Source organism: Ottowia sp., from assembly GCF_047601385.1.
Taxonomy (GTDB): Bacteria; Pseudomonadota; Gammaproteobacteria; order Burkholderiales; family Burkholderiaceae_C; genus Ottowia.
Window position 1 is genome coordinate 555,447 of sequence record NZ_JASGJP010000001.1, and the last position, 16,428, is coordinate 571,874.

Below are 16,428 nucleotides of genomic sequence, written 5' to 3' on the forward strand. Positions count from 1 at the left end.
AAGGCGACCCCAAGTCTGCGACCCCTCCGCTGCGCTGCGGGGCAAACCTGCGTCGCGGGGCTTGCGGGGTGCGCCGCAGAACTCACTTCGCGCCTGCGGCGCTCCGTTCAAACAACCGCGGCGAGTCAGTCCACGAAGCGCGTGCATGCTGCGCTGCACGCGCCACCCCGCAAGCCCCGCGCCGCAGGCGCAGCCACAGGGGGCTTGAAGTCCACACGGGCCATCGCTGCGCTCGGCCTCGCTTTTGGGGCCGAGCGCAGCGATGGCCCGTTGGGGTTCCCCCTCCCCTCTGCGCGTGCCGAGGAGCGCAGGGCGTGGGGCGGGCGCATGCACCGCAGGATGCATGCGCTTCGTGAACTGACTCACTGCGGTTGTCTGAACGCAGCGCCGCAGGCGCGAAGTGAGTTCCGCAGTGCCGCACCACGACCGAGCACCGCAGGTTGCCCCGGAGCGCAGCGCAGGGGACACGCGAAGTGGGGTCGCCTTTCTTTGCCTACTTTCTTTGGCGAAGCAAAGAAAGTGAGTCGCCCGCCGGGGCGAACTCCCGGCCAGCGGCGCAGCCAACACCCCAAGAAACAATTCAACGCCCCTCACGCTGCTCGCGCTGCTTCTGGAAGAACGCCCGCCGCTCCTCCGGCGACATGGCCTGCACCTTCTCCCGCATCTCCGGCGGCAGGCGCTCCATGAAGTTCGCGCGGCTGCCCCCGCCGGCCGGCGCGGAAGCGCCGCTTGCTCTTCTTTCAGGAGCTGCCAGCGCCCGCCCCACGGGCGCCGAAGCCGTATTCGATGCCGAACCCGCCGTCGGCGCCGCCAACTGCACCCGGCCGCCGTCGCGCACGCGGTCGCCGCCCTCCGTCACCACCGTCTCGCCGGCCTGCAGGCCGGAGGCGATCAGCACGTCTTCCACCGTGGCGCCGCCGCGCCGCACGGCGCGCATGCGCGCCACCTGCTCGCCGTCGACCACGTACACGTAGTCGCCCTGCGGCCCGGTGCGCACCGCCGTCACCGGCACCAGCACGCCGGGCGTGGCGCCCAGGCGCAGGCGCACGTTGACGAACTGGTTGGGGAACAGCTCGCCGCCCGCGTTGTCGAAGCGCGCCTTGCCCAGCAGCGTGCCGGTGGTGGTGTCGATCACGTTGTCCAGCGTCAGGAAGGTGCCGCTGGCCACCACGTCGTCGCGCCCCCGGTCCAGCGCCTGGACGGGCAAGGTTGCGGCGCGCTGTGCCTTCAGCACCTCGGGCACGCGGTCCTGCGGCACGGCGAACTTGACGTCGATGGGCGCCATCTGCGTGATGGTGGCGATGCCGGCGGCGGCGCCGGCCGTGACCATGTTCCCCGGGTCCACCGCGCGCAGGCCGATGCGCCCGCCGATCGGCGCGGTGATGCGCGCGTAGCCCAGGTTGATGCGCGCGCTGTTCTCGGACGCCTTGTCGGCCAGCACGGTGCCTTCGAGCTGCTTGACCAGCGCCGTCTGCGTATCCACGTCCTGGCGGGCGATGGAGTCCTGCTTCCAGAGCTGCTCGTAGCGGCCCAGCGTCACGCGGGCGGCGGCCAGCTGCGCCTCGTCGCGCACCCGCTGGCCCCGCGCCTGCGCCAGCGCCTGCTCGAAGGGCGCCGGGTCGATGCGCGCCAGCAGCTCGCCCTTCCTCACCGTCTGGCCCTCGGTGAACAGCACTTCGGTCAGCACCCCCGACACCTGCGGGCTCACCACCACCTGGGTGACCGGCGTCACCGTGCCCAGCGCGTTGATGAGGATGGGCAGCTCGCCCTGGCGCGCCACCGCCACGCCCACCGTGGCGGACAGGCCGCCACCGCCCGCGCCCGGTCCGCCGGGGCCGCCCGGCCCTCCTGGCCCGCGCGCCCCCCCCGGAACGCCCGCACCCTGCGTCGGCCCGGCCGGCGTCTTGGCGCGCTGCACCAGCCACCAGGCGCCGCCCGCCAGACCCAGCACCAGCAGCAGCGCGAGAAAACGCCCCAGCCAGCGGCGCGGCGGCGGCGGCGGCGCAGGGTCGGCCGCTGGGGGATCGGTCGGAAGCTCGGGGCTGGGCATGGTCGCTGCGTGGGTGTGGGAAATCGGGCTCGCGCCATCCTATCGGCCCACTCGCGCGGCCCGGTGACTGGCGCTTGAAGAAATGTAAAGCCGGCCGAGCCCGGCCGGATCGGGCTCAGGCCGGCAGCGGCACCAGGCGCCAGCCCGCCTGCGCGGTGGCGGGCGCCAGCAGCAGGTCGATGTTGGGGTGCGCGCCGGGCCGCGCGCGGGCGTCGGCCGCGTGCTCGGCGAACCAGGCCAGGCCCTGGGCCACGGCCTCGGCATGCAGCGCGCCGCCGAAGCGCTCGGCCAGCGCGTTGTACACGCGCAGCGAGCCCATCTTGCCCGGCGCGGCCGGGATGTGGTGTACCACGGCGCCGTGGCCGTCCACCACGTCGAGGCCGCGCAGGTGGTCGGCGCTGGGCAGGGTGGCGAGGGTGTCCTGGAAATTCATGGCTTTATCCATCAGGTCAAAAGAAATCAGTTCTCGACGGTGCTGCCCACCACCGGCAGCGCTTTAAACCCCAAGAGCCCAAAGGCTGCGGAGCAAGCCACGCCAGTGCACCCGTGGCCGGGGTTCCCCCGGCCAGTGGGTGCGCCCCCTTCAAGGGGGGCAGCGCAACATCGCGCAGCGAGTGAGGCAACGGGGGTGATTCACTTCAGTCGGCCCAGGTCACCCAGCCCGTCCACCACGTCAGCAGCACGACGGCGCCGAACGCCAGCCGGTACCACGCGAAGGCCACGAAGCTGTGGCTGGAGATGTAGCGCAGCAGCCAGCGCACGCACAGCCAGGCGCTGAGGAACGAGAACAGCAGCCCCACCGCGAACATCGGCGCGTCGGCCCAGGACAGCAGCGCGCGCTCCTTGTAGAGCGAATACACGCCCGCCCCGATCAGCGTGGGCATGGCCAGGAAGAAGGAGAAATCCGTCGCCGCCTTGCGCGACAGCCCCAACAGCATGCCGCCGATGATGGTCGCGCCCGAGCGGCTGGTGCCCGGGATCATGGCCAGGCACTGCGCCAGGCCGACCTTGAGCGCGTCCCACACGGTCATGTCGTCCACGCTGTGCACGCGCGCGGCGCTTTGCGGGCGCCGCTCGGCCCACAGGATGACGAAGGCGCCCAGGATGAAGGTGGTGGCCACCACCTGCGGCGTGAACAGGTGCGCCTTGATCGCCTTGCCCGCCAGCAGCCCCAGCACCACGGCCGGCGCGAAGCCGATCAGCACGTTCAGCGCGAAGCGCCGCGCCTGCCGGCTGCTGGGCAGCGCGACCAGCGTGTCGCGGATCTTCTGCCAATACACGATGATGACCGCCAGGATCGCCCCGGTCTGGATGGCGATCTCGAACACCTTGGCCTTGGCGCCGGTGAAGTCGAGCAGGCTGCCCGCCAGGATCAGGTGGCCGGTGCTGGAGATGGGCAGGAATTCGGTCAGGCCCTCCACGATGCCCATGATCGCGGCCTTGACCAGCAGAACGGTGTCCAAACGCTGTCCTCGGAGAATGTCGAAACGGCCCGGATGCTACACCATTTGTAGCTGCCGGCGCTTTCTGCACGGGCGCTGGAGGGCGATTTTGCTTGGAATCACCGTCAGCGCCCGCCCGCCGCGCGCAGCAGCGCCGCCACCTCGGCCTGGCCCTGGCGCAGCGCGTGCCGCAAGGGCGTGATGCCGTCGCGGTCGGCCAGGTTCACGCGGGCGCCGCGCGCCAGCAGCAGGCGCACGATCTCCTGGTGCGGCGCGCCGCCCTGCCCCAGGATCACGGCCTCCAGCAGCGCCGTCCAGCCCAGGCGGTTGACGTGATCGACGTCGATGCCGGTGGTGAGCAGCAGGCGCACGGTCTCGACGTGGCCGCGCTCGCAGGCCGGGATCAATGCCGTGCCGCCGTAACGGTTGGTGATGCGCCAGTCGGCCCCCGCCGCCAGCGCCGCGCGCACGATCTCGGTCAGCCCGCGCGCGCCGGCCAGCAGGAAGGCGCTGTCCTGCTGCGCGTCCTGCGCGTTCACGTCGGCGCCGCGCGCGATCAGCCGCCGCGCCGCCGCCACGTGGCCGCCCTGCGTGGCCAGCAGCACCGGCGTGCGGCCGCGCGCGTCACGCGTCTCCAGCTCGGCGCCGGCGGCCAGCGCGCGCTCGATGGCCGGCACGTCGCCGGCGGCGGCCGCGCGCAGCAGGTCGAGGATGGCGGGTGACGGCGCGGACATGGCGGGGGTGGCGGCGGCGACGCCGGCCAGGCCCGCCAGCAGCGCCAGCACCCGGCGCCGGCGGGCACCGGGCAAGCAGGCGCGTGGAGCGTCGAACATGCCGCCGATTATCGGCGCCGCGCCCCGCGGCCGCCCCGCCGTTCGCGCCCGCCTGGGCGCGTTTCGCGCCGCGCCACCGCATTCCATCGCAAGCCGCTCGCCCGGCGCGTGGGCGGGCGGCACAGTGGCGCCCGTCGCAGCCCCACCGGACATCGCGCCATGCAACTCACCCCCCTCATCGCCGTGCACATGAGCGTCGCCACCGCCGCCCTCGCGCTGGGCCCGGTGGTGCTCTGGGCCCGCCTGGGGCAGCGCCAGCGCCCGCGCCTGCACCGCGCCATGGGCTACACCTGGGTAGCGCTGATGGTGGCCACCGCCCTCACGGCCGTCTTCATCCGCGACTTCAAGCTGCCCAACCTGGCCGGCTACACGCCGATCCACCTGCTGGTGCCCGTCGTGCTGGGCAGCCTGGTGGCGGCGTTCTGGTGCCTGGCCCGGCGCGACGTCAGGGGGCACTCGCGCTGGATGCGCAACCTCTACTTCCTGGCGTGCATCGGCGCCGGCATCTTCACCCTGCTGCCCAACCGCTACCTCGGCGGGCTGCTGTGGGGCAGTCTGGCCCGCGTGCTGGCCTGACGCTCTTTTCATCGGCACCGCTTCACCCACCTGGAGACCTCGCCATGCTGCTCACCGACCTGCTCGCCCAGCACCCCGAAGCCCTCATCGACATCGTGCGCCGGACCCCGCCCTGGGTGGCCGGCGTGCTGGCCGCGCTGCTGGCGCTGGGGTTCTCGTCCGCGCGCCCGCGCCGCATGCCCCTGGCGCGCCTGCTGGCCATGCCGGCCGCCATGGGCGCGCTGGCGCTGTGGGGCGTGCAGTCGGCCTTCGGCGCCACCGGCCACCTGCCCGCGCTGCTGGCGCTGTGGGCTGGCGGCTGGGCCGCCGTCGTGGCCATCGGCGCGCGCCTGGCGCCGCCCGCCGGCACCCGCTGGGACGCCGCCGCGCGCAGCTTCCACCTGCCCGGCAGCTGGGTGCCGATGGGGCTGATCCTGGCCGTGTTCCTGATGAAGTACGGCATCAGCGTGCAACTGGCGATGGAACCCGCGCTGGCGCGCGATGCCGGCTTCGCCTTCGCCGTCACCGCGCTGTACGGCCTGCTGTCCGGCCTGTTCGCGGCCCGCGCGTTGCGCGTGCTGCGGCTGGCGCGCGGCGCTTCGTCCACGCACCTCCACCAAGCCTGAAAGGAGTCCTTCCATGTCCCACGTTCAACACACCGAAGATGACCACATCGAACGCCTGGCGCGCCGACGCGCCGGCGCCAAGATGGGCTGGCACCTCCACGCGCTGGTCTACCTCTGCGTCAACGCCGGCCTGGCGCTGATCGCCTGGCAGACCGGGCGCGCCTGGGCCATCTACCCGTTGGCGGGCTGGGGCCTGGGCCTGGCGCTGCATGGCGTGGCCGTGTGGCTGCTCGGCCCGGCCGCCAGCCTGCGCGAGCGCCTGGTCGAGACGGAAGTCCGCCGGCTGCGCGAACGCGAGGCGCGCCGATGAGCGCCCGAGGCATCGCCATGGCCGCACTGCTGACCGGTGTGATTTGCATGGCCGCGCTGGGCAGCGCCCTCTGGCTGGGCGGCCCGGCGCCGATCGCGCCGCTGGCCAGCATCAACCAGCCCTTCAGCCGCGTCGACTTCAGCCGGCTGCCGCCGCTGGCGCGCTACGCAGCGCGCGACGGCCAGGCGCTGGCCTACCGCCGCTACGGCCCCGCGCCGGACGCCGCCGATGCGCGGCGCCGCATCGTGCTGGTGCACGGCTCGTCGGCCCACGGGCAATCCATGCATCCGCTGGCCGAGGCGCTGGCGCGGGCGGGCTTCACGGTAGACGCGCTGGACATGCGCGGCCACGGCAGCTCGGGCCCGCGCGGCGATATCGCCTACGTCGGCCAGCTGGAAGACGACCTGGAGGACTTCGTTCGCCAGGTGCCCTTCGCCGGCCCGGGCACGCTGCTGGGCTTCTCGTCCGGCGGCGGCTTCGTCCTGCGGGTGGCCGGCGGCGCGCGCCAGGGCTTGTTCGACCGCTACGTGCTGCTGTCGCCCTACCTGCGCCACGACGCGCCCACCGCCCGCCCCGACAACGGCGACTGGGCCAGCGTGGGCGTGCCGCGCCTGCTCGCGCTGAGGCTGCTCAACCGCCTGGGCGTGACGCGGTTCAACCACCTGCCAGTGGTGCGCTTCGCGCTGGACGACGCCGCGCGCGCCCACCTCACGCCCAGCTACAGCCATGCCCTGGCCGCCAGCTTCGGGCCGAGGGGCGACTATGCCGGCGACATCGCCCACGCGCCGCCGGCGCTGCGGGCGCTGGTGGGCGGCAGCGACGAACTCTTCTACCCCGATCGCTTCGACGCCGTGTTCGCGGCGGCCGGCAAGCCTGGCGTGGTCACCGTGGTGCCCGGCATCGACCACATCGGCATGACGCTGGCGCCCGCCGCGCTGGACGCCGTGGTCGCGGCGTGCCGGCAGGCGCCGCCGAAACTCTGATTCAATCGTCCCTGCGCCCCCAACCCTCACGCCCGCACCCTCGCCATGCCGCCCACCATCACCGTCCACCACCTGAACGCCTCGCGCTCGCAGCGCATCCTGTGGCTGCTGGAAGAACTCGAACTGCCCTACGAGGTCGTCCGCTACCAGCGCGACCCGAAGACGATGCTGGCGCCGCCCGCGCTGAAGGCCGTGCACCCGCTGGGCAAATCGCCGGTGGTGGAGGTCGATGGCGAGGTGCTGGCCGAGTCCGGCGCCATCGTCGAGACGCTGGCCGAGCGCTTCGGCGCCGGCCGGCTGGCGCCGCCGCCCGGCACGCCCGAGTCCACGCGCTACCGCTACTGGTTGCACTACGCCGAGGGCTCGGCCATGCCGCCGCTGCTGCTCAAGCTGGTGTTCGACCGCATCGCCGCCGCGCCGATGCCCTTCTTCGCCAAGCCCATCGCCCGCAGGATCGTCGGCCAGGCCATGGCCGGCTTCATCGGCCCGCAGCTCAAGCTGCACCTGGGCTACCTGGAGGGCGAGCTGGCCCGGCGCGACTGGTTCGCCGGCGACGCCTTCAGCGCCGCCGACGTGCAGCTCAGCTACCCCATCGAAGCCGCCCGCCAGCGCGCCGGCCTGAACGCCACGGATCACCCGCGCCTCACCGGCTGGCTGGCCCGCATCCACGCGCGGCCCGCCTACCAGCGCGCGCTGGCGCGCGAGGCGGCGTGATGCGGATTCAGTATCAAATCAGCCCCCAGCGTTTGCTGGACAAGCGCTGGCAGCTATCTTTTATGAAGCAAATTTGCATCGGCTTGAGCCGGCGCGGCGCACGATGGCTGGCCTTCTGCCTGGCAACGCTGGCCGCCACCGCCCACGCGGGCCTGGGCCTCGCCACCCTGCCGGGCCGGCAGGGCGACTGCCCGGTGACGGTGTTCTACCCCACCGCCCAGGCCGATGCGGCCACCCGGCGCGGCCCGTTCAACCTGCACGCGGCGCCCGACGCGGAGCCCGCGCGCGGCAACGGCCGGCTGGTGGTGGTCTCGCACGGGTCGGGCGGCTCGCCCTGGGTGCACGCCGACCTGGCCCGCGCGCTGGTCGAAGCAGGCTACGTGGTGGCGCTGCCGGAGCACGCGGGCGACAACTACCGCGACCCCTCGCGCCCCGGCCCCGACAGCTGGAAGCGCCGCCCCGCCGAGGTCTCCCGCGCCATCGACGCCGTGGGCGCCGACCCGCGCTTCGCCCCGCTGCTGGACCTGGGCGCCGTGGGCCTGTTCGGCGGCTCCTCCGGCGGGCACACGGCCCTGGTGCTGGCCGGCGGCCAGTGGTCGCCCGCGCGCATGCGCGACCACTGCATGGCCCACATCGCCGAGAACTTCTCTGCCTGCGCCGGCTACGTGCTGCAATTGAAGGGCAACGCGTGGGACGGCCTCAAGCAGTGGGCCGTGCTGACCGTGCAGCGCTGGAGCTTCAGGGACGACACGCCCCAGGCGGCGCACGATGCGCGCATCCGCGCCGCCGTGGCCAGCGTGCCCTACGCCGCCGACTTCGACATGGACACCCTGGCCGCGCCACGCATCCCGCTGGGCCTGGTCACGGCCGCGCTCGACCTCGACATGGTGCCGCGCTTCCATTCCGAGCGCGTGCTCGCGGCCTGCGGCGGCCGGTGCGAACAGCTCGCGCACTTCGCCGACGGCGGGCACAGCGTGATGCTGTCGCCCTGGCCGCCCGAGGGCATGGCCCTGCCCGCGGCCATCGCGGCCGTCATGACCGACCCGCCGGGCTTCGACCGCGCCAGCCTGGCCGCCGTGGACCGGCGGATCGCCGACTTCTTCGGCCGCCACCTGGCCCGCCCGGGCGACGCGGCGCGGAGGCAAGTCCGATGACCATCGCCTGGCGAAGCATCGCGCACCACCTGCTGCAGGTGGTGGCGTTCTGCTGCGTGATCGCGGTGCTCACCACCGCCATCTGGCCGCGCCACAGCTACGGGGTGCAGCTGGTGGGTTCGCTGTGCATCGGGCTGGTCACCTGGGCGGTGATCGAGTTCGGCCGCCTCCTCGTGCCCGCGCGCCTGTGCCATACCGACAGCGAAGGCGGCCACGGCTGGCCCAAGGGCTGGCGCGGTGGGGCTCTGGCGGCCGCGGGCATCGGCACCGGCTTTCTGCTGGGCGATCCGCTCGGCCAGTGGCTGACGGGCACGGGCGGCTACCGCTCGGCGCGCGACGGGCAGCTGAGCCTGCTCATCACCATCGCCGCCGGCGCCGTGGCGACCTACTACTTCCACATGCGCGGCCGCGCCGCCGCGCTGGAGGCCGCCCGCAACGCCGCCGAGCGCGACGCCAGTGAGGCGCGCCTGAAGCTGCTGCAAAGCCAGCTCGAACCGCACATGCTGTTCAACACGCTGGCCAACCTGCGCGCGCTGATCGGTGTCGATCCGGCCGCCGCGCAGCAGATGCTGGACCGGCTGAACGACTACCTGCGCGCCACGCTCGCCGCCTCGCGCGCCACCCGGCACCCGCTGGCGGCCGAGTTCGAGCGCCTGCGCGACTACCTGGCGCTGATGGCGATCCGCATGGGCCCGCGGCTGGCGTTCGAGCTGCGCCTGCCCGATGAATTGCGCGAGTCGCCCGTGCCGCCGCTGCTGCTGCAACCGCTGGTGGAGAACGCCATTCAGCACGGGCTGGAGCCGCGCGTGGGCGGCGGGCGCATCGACGTGTCGGCCGCGCGCGAGGGCGATGCGCTGGTGCTCGCGGTGCGCGACACCGGCGTCGGCTTCGACCCCGCCCATCGGCCCGCCGGCCGCTTCGGCATGGCGCAGGTCACCGAGCGCGTGCTGTCGGCCTACGGCGGGCGCGGGCGCGTGGACGTTCAGTCGCGCCCCGGCGAGGGCGCCATGATCCGCCTCACCCTGCCCCTGTGACCATGCCCACCGCCCTGATCGCCGAAGACGAGCCCCTATTGGCCGCCGCGCTGCAAGCCGAGCTGGCGCGCGCCTGGCCCGAGCTGAGCATCGTCGCCACCGTGGGCGACGGCGCCAGCGCGGTCGATCAGGCGCTGGCGCTGAAGCCCGACGTGCTGTTCTTCGACATCCGCATGCCGGGCATGAGCGGCCTGGACGCCGCCGCCGAGCTGGCCGACGCCTGGGACGAAGCCGCCGCGCCCTTCCCCGCGCTGGCCTTCGTCACCGCCTACGACCAGTACGCCGTGCAGGCGTTCGAGACGCAGGCGCTGGACTACGTGCTCAAGCCCGTGCAGCCCGCGCGCTTGCAGAAAACAGTGCAAAAACTGCGTCTGGCGCTTGACCAGCGGGCGCTGGCAGCTATTAATCCAGGAGCAATCGGTGATACGGGCGTGGACGCGGCTGCCGCGCAGCTGCGCCAACTGCTGGCCGCGCTGCAGGGCGCCGCCGGCGCGCAGGCGCCGCTGCGCCAGTTGCAGGTGGCCGCCGCCGGCTCGGGCGGCGCCACCCTGCGCATGGTGCCGCTGGCCGACGTGCTTTACCTGCAAGCGGCCGACAAGTACGTGCGCGTGGTCACCGCCGAGGGCGAGCACCTGCTGCGCACGCCGCTGAAGGACCTGCTGCCGCAGCTCGACGCGCGGCAGTTCTGGCAGATCCACCGCTCCACCCTGGTGCGCGCCGACGCCATCGACAGCGTGCGGCGCGACGAAGCCGGCAAGCTGCACCTGCACCTGCGCGGCCACCCCGACCGCCTGGCGGTCAGCCGCCTGTACGCCCACCTGTTCAAGGCCATGTAGCCCAAGAAAAAGCCCGCTCGGAGAGCGGGCCGCAAGGGTGGTCACCTTGGAGAATGCCGGCCTGGGCACTGGGGCCCATTCACCGGCAAGGATGAACGGTCTCAGTAGCGGTAGTAGGGGTCGCCACGGTAGCCGTAAGGGCGGGGAGGGCGATGCCCCGGCCGGGCGTGGTAGCCCGGCGGGCCGTAGTACCCGCGCGGCGGCCCGTAGTAAACGGGCGGCGGGCCGTAATAGACCGGACGCGGCCGCACGTACACCGGCGGCGGCCCGTAGTAGACCGGCTGCGGGTACACCACCGCCGGCGCGTTGCCCACGCCGATGGCCACCCCGGGCGCGCCCACGCCGACCGACCAGTACACGTCCCGCGCCTGCGCCACGCCAGCGGCGCCCAGGGCGCCGGCAGCCAGCAGGCCGGTGGCCAGAATGCGCTGTATCGTCTTCATGACTCGAAACTCCTCTTGGATCTGTGCGGCCGGGCAGCCCGGACGCGTTGGACACGCCCATTAAACGGCCCAGGACGCGATACAGACCACGGTGATCGCGTGAAACCCGTATCCAGCGGTAACCGGCCGCCGAACCCCCGCCTAGAATTCCGCCATGTCCACCACGCATGCACCGCCCGAGGGCGACGCCAAGCCGCACAACTTCATCACCCAGGTCATCGACCACGACCTGGCCCAGGGCACCTACGCCGGCCGCCAATGGGGCGGCGCGCCGGGCGATGCCGCCGCGCACCAGGCCGGCATGCCCGACCCGGCGCGCATCCGCACGCGCTTTCCGCCCGAGCCCAACGGCTACCTGCACATCGGCCACGCCAAGAGCATCTGGCTGAACTTCAGCCTGGCGCGGCAGTACGGCGGCGTGTGCCACCTGCGCTTCGACGACACCAACCCCGAGAAGGAGGAGCAGGAGTACGTGGACAGCATCCGCGAGACGGTGCGCTGGCTCGGCTGGGACCACCATTTCGCCGACGACCCCGCGCGCCCCGGCGTGAAGCAGCCGCACGAATACTTCGCCAGCGACTACTTCGACTTCATGTACCGCGCGGCCGAATACCTGATCGAGGCCGGCCACGCCTACGTGGACGAGCAGACCGCCGAGGAAATGCGGGTGAACCGCGGCGACTTCGGCACGCCCGGCGTGGACAGCCCCTTCCGCAGCCGCACGCCAGCCGAGAACCTGGCGCGCCTGCGCGAGATGCGCGAAGGCAAACATGCCGACGGCGCCATGGTGCTGCGCGCCAGGATCGACATGCAGTCGCCCAACATCAACCTGCGCGACCCCACGCTCTACCGCATCCGCCGCGCCACGCACCACAACACCGGCGACCAGTGGTGCATCTACCCCATGTACACCTACGCGCACCCCATCGAGGACGCGCTGGAGCAGATCACCCACAGCATCTGCACGCTGGAGTTCGAAGACCAGCGCCCGTTCTACGACTGGCTGCTGGCGCGCCTGGTGGAAGGCGGCCTGCTGCTGGCGCCGCCGCCGCGCCAGTACGAGTTCGGCCGCCTGAACGTCGGCCACGTCATCACCAGCAAGCGCAAGCTGCGCCAATTGGTGGAAGAAGGCCACGTCGCCGGCTGGGACGACCCGCGCATGCCGACGCTCGCCGGCCTGCGCCGGCGCGGCTACACGCCCGAAGCCCTGCGCCTGTTCGCCGAGCGCAGCGGCGTCACCAAGACCGGCAACGCCTGGACCGACTACGCCGCCCTCGACGCCGCCCTGCGCGAGACGCTGGACCCCGTCGCCCCGCGCGCCATGGCGGTGCTGGAGCCGATCAAGCTCGTCATCGAGAACTGGGCCGAGGTGTTCGGCAGCGACGGGCACCTGGAGCCCTGCCACGCCCCCGCGCACCCGCACCACCCCGAGATGGGCGAGCGCCGCTTCATGCTGGGCAAAGAGCTGTGGATCGAGCGCACCGACTACGAGGAGACCCCGCCCAAGGGCTTCTTCCGCCTCTATCCGCCGCGGCAGGCGGCGGACGGCTCCATCACGCCCGGCAACAAGGTGCGGCTGAAATACGGCTACGTCATCGAGTGCCTGGGCGCTACCAAAAACGAAGCTGGCGGCGCAAGCGTGGTGCGCGCCAGGCTGCTGAAAGACACCAAATCCGGCACCCCCGGCGCCGACAGCGTGAAGGTCAAGGGCGTCATCACCTGGGTCGGCGCCCACGACGGCCTGCCCGCCGAGGTGCGCCTGTACGACCGCCTGTTCACTGAGGAGCAGCCGGATGCCGGCGGCCGCGACTTCCTGAGCGTGCTGAACCCGGCCAGCCTGAAGACCGCGCAGGCCGTCGTCGAGCCCGGCCTGGGCCAGGCGCAGCCGGAGGAGCGCTTGCAGTTCGAGCGGCATGGCTTCTTCATCGCCGACCGGCGTGAACACCAGCCGGGCGGCCGGCTGGTGTTCAACCGCGTGACGGGGCTCAGGGATTCGTGGGGCAAGTAGCCGGAATTGCGGCGGCCATTTCCGGAAACAGCGTGCTGCCCAGCGCGCGCGCCGCGAGCGGAATGCGCAGCGTGGAGGGAACCGCGGAAAGGACGGGAGGCCGTGTGGCCATGATGGCAAGGTCCACTGGTCGGGATCAAGGGTTTTCCAGCCACCTGACGCGGATACTGATCTACATTAGTCAATCATCATTTTCATCAACGGAAGGCCCTTGGCGGACAGGGGCCGGCTTTTCTTGCAGGAAACCGATCCATGCTGGACAACAAGGTCAATCGCCAGGTCGTCGTCTGGGGCACGCTCGTCGGGGGCTTCATCAGCTCGCTCGTCAAGTGGGGCTCCGAGGTCAACATGCCCCCGCGCGTGCCCGGCGAGGTCTCGCCGCCGGGCGCGCACATCGACGCCTGGCTGGGGTGGCTGGGTGTCAACTCGCACTCGATGGACTACATCTACCAGGGCGTGAAGGTGGCCGGCGCCGTCACGCTCTACCACTGGCTGTTCAGCTTCGCCTTCGCGTTCGTCTACGTGCTGGCGTCGGCCTACTGGCCGCGCGTGCGCCTGTGGTACGGCGCCGCGTTCGGCCTGGTGATCACGGTGGTCATGCACGGCTTCCTGATCCCGCTGCTGGGCTTCAGGAACCCGGTCTACGCCAACGGCGCGACGGGCTGGCTGTGGAACCTCAACGGCTACGAGCTGTGGAGCGAGATCCTCGGGCACATGTACTGGTCGGTGTCCATCGAGGTCTGCCTGATCGCCGTCCTGGCCCACTTCGGCCGGCCCATCCGGGGCGCCTGGACGCAGTGACCGGCGAACCCGATGGCCGAGGCGGTGGCGCCCCGCCCACATGCGCTATGGTTCGTCCTGCCGCTTTCTTCCCGGAAAGAACCTGAGATGACCTCCTTGCCCCAAGCCATCGGTTCCCTGGCCCTGGCCGCCCTGCTGTCGGCCTGCGCACAATCGCCGCAGACGCCGCCCGCCCCGCCACCCCAGGCGCGGCCCGCGCCCCCACCCGCACCGATGGACTTCAGCCAGACCCTGCCCGCCTACGACTGGGACCTCGCCGCCGCCTACGACGCGCGCGGCCAAAGCATGCCGGGCTGGCGGCTGCCTGGCCGCCAGCCGCTGCGGCTGCATTTCCAGGACGACCGGCTGGCCGTGCAGAACCTGTGCAACGCCATCGGCGCCAGCTACCAGCTGGCGGGCGAGCGTATCGAGGTGGGCCTGGGCGTGATGACCAAGCGCCTGTGTCCCGAGGCCGGCCTGATGGCGCTGGAGCAGCGCGTGGCCGCCCAGCTGCCGCTGGCGCAGCGGCTGGTGCTGCGGCGCGGGGCCGGCAATGCCGCGCCGCAGCTGGCGCTGCACTTCACCGACGGCGCGCGCTGGGAGCTGGTGGGCGCGCCCACGCCTGCCACGCGCTACGGGTCGGCCGGCGAACGGGTGTTCCTGGAGGTGGCGCCCCGCACCGTGCCCTGCAACAACCCGCTGATGCCGCGCGCCCAGTGCCTGCGCGTGCGCGAGCTGCGCTACGACGACCGCGGCCTGCGCCAGAGCGCGGGCGAATGGCGCGTGCTGCACGGCGGTATCGAGGGCTTCGAGCACGAGGCGGGATTCCGCCAGGTGCTGCGCGTGCAGCGCTTCCCGACGGCGCGCCCCGGCCAGCCCACGCCGGCCGACGCGCCCACCCATGCCTACGTGCTGGACACGGTGATCGAGACCGAGCGCGTGCGCTGAGTGCGCCGGCACCACGGCGCCCGGCCAGCGCCTAGAATCCGGGTCTTCCCGAAAGAGACGGCTGCGGTCGGCCGCGCCGTCCATGCATCATGCCGCCCGCCCTTACCGCCAACGCCCAGCCCTGGGTGACCTGGGGCAAGGCCATCGCCTCGCAGGTCATCGTCTGGCACCACCTGCTCATCTACGGCCCGCTGGCGCCCGCGATGGAAGACGCCTGGCCGGCGGCCACCGACTTCCTGCAGGCGCACGGCCGCCTGGCGGTGCAGGTGTTCCTGGTGGCGGGCGGCTTCCTGGCCGCGCGCAGCCTGTGGCCGGCGCCCGGCGCGCCGCGCGTGACGGCGCGCGGCTGGGCCGCCCGCGTGTGGGCGCGCTACCTGCGGCTGCTGCCCATGCTGCTGCTGGCGCTGGCCGCCGCCGTGGCCGCCGCCGCGCTGGCGCGCGCCTGGATGCCGGATGCCGACACCCCCGCCGCCCCCACCCCGGCGCAGCTGCTGGCGCACGTGCTGCTGCTGCAGGACATCGCGGGCGAACCGGCGCTGAGCGCGGGCGTGTGGTACGTGGCGATCGACCTGCAGCTGTTCGCCCTGCTGGCGGCCCTGGCCGCGCTGGCGCATGCGGTGCCGGCCGCCCTGCGCGCGCCGGCGGGCGCGCTGGCGGTGCTGGCGGGCACGGCGGCGTCGCTGGCCTGGTTCAACCTGCGGCCCGGCGCCGACATGTGGGCGCCCTACTTCCTGGGCGCCTACGGCCTGGGCGTGCTGGCGGCCTGGGGCCAGGGCGGCCCGCGCCGGGGCGGCGCCACCGCGCTGCTGGCGGCGTTGACGGCGCTGGCGCTGCTGATCGACTGGCGCGAACGCATCGCCGTCGCCGGCGCCACCGCGCTGCTGCTGCTGTGGCAGCCGGGGGCGGCGGCGCTGGCGCGCTCGCGCCTGGCGGCGCCGATGGCCTGGCTGGCCGCCACGTCCTACGGCGTGTTCCTGCTGCACTACCCGCTGAGCCTGGCCGTCAACGCGGCGGTGATGCACGCCACGCCGGCCACGCCCGCCTGGCGCCTGGCCGGGCTGGTGGCGACCTGGCTGCTCAGCCTGGTCTGCGGCGGGCTGGCCTGGCGCTGGCTGGAAGCCGGCGGATCGCGCGCGCCGCGCGGCGCGGCGCTGGCGCGGGGCTGACTACACCTTCCACTTGGCCAGCAGCTTCTCCGGCGTCAGGCTGTCGTACATCTCGAAGGGCTGGTGGATCCAGGGGTTGGTGGGCAGGTGCTCGACGGAATAGTCGGACTGGAAGGTGGAGCAGCCTTTGGTCCAGATCACCGCCGTGCGCAGTTCGCTGATGGGCTGGTAGTTGTTGCGCAGCCGGTCCACCACCGCCTGCAGGGTGACCCCGGTGTCGGCCAGGTCGTCCACCAGCAGCACCTTGCCGGCGATCTGGCCCTTGGGCGTGGTGATGTAGTGGGCGATGTCCAGGTGGCCCTGCACCTTGCCGTCGTCGGCGCGGTAGCTGCTGGTGGACATGATGGCCAGCGGCACGTTGAAGATGCGGCTGAGGATGTCGCCCGGCCGCATGCCGCCGCGCGCCAGGCACAGGATGGTGTCGAACTTCCAGCCCGACTGCTGCACCCTGATGGCCAGCTTCTCGATCAGGCTGTGGTACTCGTCGTAGCTGACGTAAAGGTGCTTGCCGTCTTCTGTCAACATCCTTGTTTCTCCTTTTTTGAT

General features: G+C 72.5%; 18 protein-coding genes. 12 read left to right on the forward strand and 6 right to left on the reverse strand.

The annotated features are described in order from the left end of the window. Positions 1–580 precede the first annotated feature (580 nt). The 4 genes from QM772_RS02700 to QM772_RS02715 all read right to left on the reverse strand — a co-directional run bounded on the left by QM772_RS02700 (position 581) and on the right by QM772_RS02715 (position 4,325). Positions 581–2,050 (reverse strand): efflux RND transporter periplasmic adaptor subunit, encoded by a 1,470-nt coding sequence (locus tag QM772_RS02700; protein WP_415133911.1) that lies wholly within the window; start codon positions 2,048–2,050, stop codon positions 581–583. Positions 2,051–2,165: 115 nt separating this feature from the next. Further along, positions 2,166–2,483, reverse strand: coding sequence for a DUF2322 family protein (locus QM772_RS02705; RefSeq protein WP_415133913.1), 318 nt, complete (start codon positions 2,481–2,483; stop codon positions 2,166–2,168). 205 nt (positions 2,484–2,688) lie between these two features. After that, entirely contained in the window at positions 2,689–3,513 is an 825-nt protein-coding gene (locus QM772_RS02710; RefSeq protein ID WP_415133915.1) for an undecaprenyl-diphosphate phosphatase, read from the reverse strand. 104 nt (positions 3,514–3,617) lie between these two features. Continuing rightward, a complete protein-coding gene (locus QM772_RS02715; RefSeq protein ID WP_415133917.1) occupies positions 3,618–4,325 on the reverse strand; it encodes an ankyrin repeat domain-containing protein in 708 nt (235 codons plus the stop codon). A gap of 159 nt (positions 4,326–4,484) precedes the next feature. Here QM772_RS02715 and QM772_RS02720 point away from each other — a divergent pair, with 159 nt between their 5' ends. The 8 genes from QM772_RS02720 to QM772_RS02755 all read left to right on the forward strand — a co-directional run bounded on the left by QM772_RS02720 (position 4,485) and on the right by QM772_RS02755 (position 10,537). Then, positions 4,485–4,901: a DUF2306 domain-containing protein gene (locus QM772_RS02720; RefSeq protein ID WP_415133919.1), complete on the forward strand. Its 417-nt coding sequence runs from the start codon at positions 4,485–4,487 to the stop codon at positions 4,899–4,901. Positions 4,902–4,945: 44 nt separating this feature from the next. Then, complete coding sequence (locus QM772_RS02725) at positions 4,946–5,506, forward strand: DUF6622 family protein (RefSeq protein ID WP_415133921.1); 561 nt, start codon at positions 4,946–4,948, stop codon at positions 5,504–5,506. Positions 5,507–5,519: 13 nt separating this feature from the next. Next, on the forward strand, positions 5,520–5,816 hold the full coding sequence (locus QM772_RS02730) for a 2TM domain-containing protein (protein WP_415133923.1): 297 nt from the start codon (positions 5,520–5,522) through the stop codon (positions 5,814–5,816). A 17-nt stretch (positions 5,817–5,833) separates the two neighbouring features. Continuing rightward, entirely contained in the window at positions 5,834–6,799 is a 966-nt protein-coding gene (locus QM772_RS02735; protein WP_415133925.1) for an alpha/beta hydrolase, read from the forward strand. Positions 6,800–6,844: 45 nt separating this feature from the next. Beyond that, entirely contained in the window at positions 6,845–7,513 is a 669-nt protein-coding gene (locus QM772_RS02740; RefSeq protein ID WP_415133926.1) for a glutathione S-transferase, read from the forward strand. 62 nt (positions 7,514–7,575) lie between these two features. Next, positions 7,576–8,667, forward strand: coding sequence for an alpha/beta hydrolase family protein (locus QM772_RS02745; protein ID WP_415133928.1), 1,092 nt, complete (start codon positions 7,576–7,578; stop codon positions 8,665–8,667). Next, positions 8,664–9,701 (forward strand): sensor histidine kinase, encoded by a 1,038-nt coding sequence (locus tag QM772_RS02750; RefSeq protein WP_415133930.1) that lies wholly within the window; start codon positions 8,664–8,666, stop codon positions 9,699–9,701. The genes QM772_RS02745 and QM772_RS02750 overlap by 4 nt, the downstream gene beginning before the upstream one ends. Positions 9,702–9,703: 2 nt before the next feature. After that, positions 9,704–10,537, forward strand: coding sequence for a LytR/AlgR family response regulator transcription factor (locus QM772_RS02755; RefSeq protein ID WP_415133932.1), 834 nt, complete (start codon positions 9,704–9,706; stop codon positions 10,535–10,537). Between the two features lie 101 nt (positions 10,538–10,638). Here the strand turns inward: QM772_RS02755 and QM772_RS02760 are convergent, their stop codons facing one another. Continuing rightward, positions 10,639–10,980 (reverse strand): hypothetical protein, encoded by a 342-nt coding sequence (locus QM772_RS02760; protein ID WP_415133934.1) that lies wholly within the window; start codon positions 10,978–10,980, stop codon positions 10,639–10,641. A 154-nt stretch (positions 10,981–11,134) separates the two neighbouring features. Between QM772_RS02760 and QM772_RS02765 the strand changes: the two genes are divergently transcribed. The 4 genes from QM772_RS02765 to QM772_RS02780 all read left to right on the forward strand — a co-directional run bounded on the left by QM772_RS02765 (position 11,135) and on the right by QM772_RS02780 (position 15,882). Next, the gene (locus tag QM772_RS02765; RefSeq protein ID WP_415133935.1) at positions 11,135–12,988 is read left to right on the forward strand and encodes a glutamine--tRNA ligase/YqeY domain fusion protein; all 1,854 of its coding nucleotides are present in this window, start codon (positions 11,135–11,137) and stop codon (positions 12,986–12,988) included. Between the two features lie 252 nt (positions 12,989–13,240). Next, the gene (locus QM772_RS02770; RefSeq protein WP_415133937.1) at positions 13,241–13,789 is read left to right on the forward strand and encodes a YagU family protein; all 549 of its coding nucleotides are present in this window, start codon (positions 13,241–13,243) and stop codon (positions 13,787–13,789) included. Positions 13,790–13,876: 87 nt separating this feature from the next. Beyond that, on the forward strand, positions 13,877–14,716 hold the full coding sequence (locus QM772_RS02775) for a DUF4377 domain-containing protein (RefSeq protein WP_415133938.1): 840 nt from the start codon (positions 13,877–13,879) through the stop codon (positions 14,714–14,716). Between the two features lie 89 nt (positions 14,717–14,805). After that, complete coding sequence (locus tag QM772_RS02780; protein ID WP_415133939.1) at positions 14,806–15,882, forward strand: acyltransferase family protein; 1,077 nt, start codon at positions 14,806–14,808, stop codon at positions 15,880–15,882. Here the strand turns inward: QM772_RS02780 and QM772_RS02785 are convergent, their stop codons facing one another. Then, positions 15,883–16,407, reverse strand: coding sequence for a phosphoribosyltransferase (locus QM772_RS02785; RefSeq protein WP_415133940.1), 525 nt, complete (start codon positions 16,405–16,407; stop codon positions 15,883–15,885). Positions 16,408–16,428 lie beyond the last annotated feature (21 nt).

Coding starts and splice junctions, on each gene's coding strand:
- QM772_RS02700 (WP_415133911.1), bottom strand. CDS start 2,050: ATGCCCAGCCCCGAGCTTCCGACCGATCCCCCAGCGGCCGACCCTGCG.
- QM772_RS02705 (WP_415133913.1), bottom strand. CDS start 2,483: ATGAATTTCCAGGACACCCTCGCCACCCTGCCCAGCGCCGACCACCTG.
- QM772_RS02715 (WP_415133917.1), bottom strand. CDS start 4,325: ATGTTCGACGCTCCACGCGCCTGCTTGCCCGGTGCCCGCCGGCGCCGG.
- QM772_RS02720 (WP_415133919.1), top strand. CDS start 4,485: ATGCAACTCACCCCCCTCATCGCCGTGCACATGAGCGTCGCCACCGCC.
- QM772_RS02725 (WP_415133921.1), top strand. CDS start 4,946: ATGCTGCTCACCGACCTGCTCGCCCAGCACCCCGAAGCCCTCATCGAC.
- QM772_RS02730 (WP_415133923.1), top strand. CDS start 5,520: ATGTCCCACGTTCAACACACCGAAGATGACCACATCGAACGCCTGGCG.
- QM772_RS02735 (WP_415133925.1), top strand. CDS start 5,834: ATGGCCGCACTGCTGACCGGTGTGATTTGCATGGCCGCGCTGGGCAGC.
- QM772_RS02740 (WP_415133926.1), top strand. CDS start 6,845: ATGCCGCCCACCATCACCGTCCACCACCTGAACGCCTCGCGCTCGCAG.
- QM772_RS02745 (WP_415133928.1), top strand. CDS start 7,576: ATGAAGCAAATTTGCATCGGCTTGAGCCGGCGCGGCGCACGATGGCTG.
- QM772_RS02750 (WP_415133930.1), top strand. CDS start 8,664: ATGACCATCGCCTGGCGAAGCATCGCGCACCACCTGCTGCAGGTGGTG.
- QM772_RS02755 (WP_415133932.1), top strand. CDS start 9,704: ATGCCCACCGCCCTGATCGCCGAAGACGAGCCCCTATTGGCCGCCGCG.
- QM772_RS02760 (WP_415133934.1), bottom strand. CDS start 10,980: ATGAAGACGATACAGCGCATTCTGGCCACCGGCCTGCTGGCTGCCGGC.
- QM772_RS02765 (WP_415133935.1), top strand. CDS start 11,135: ATGTCCACCACGCATGCACCGCCCGAGGGCGACGCCAAGCCGCACAAC.
- QM772_RS02770 (WP_415133937.1), top strand. CDS start 13,241: ATGCTGGACAACAAGGTCAATCGCCAGGTCGTCGTCTGGGGCACGCTC.
- QM772_RS02775 (WP_415133938.1), top strand. CDS start 13,877: ATGACCTCCTTGCCCCAAGCCATCGGTTCCCTGGCCCTGGCCGCCCTG.
- QM772_RS02780 (WP_415133939.1), top strand. CDS start 14,806: ATGCCGCCCGCCCTTACCGCCAACGCCCAGCCCTGGGTGACCTGGGGC.
- QM772_RS02785 (WP_415133940.1), bottom strand. CDS start 16,407: ATGTTGACAGAAGACGGCAAGCACCTTTACGTCAGCTACGACGAGTAC.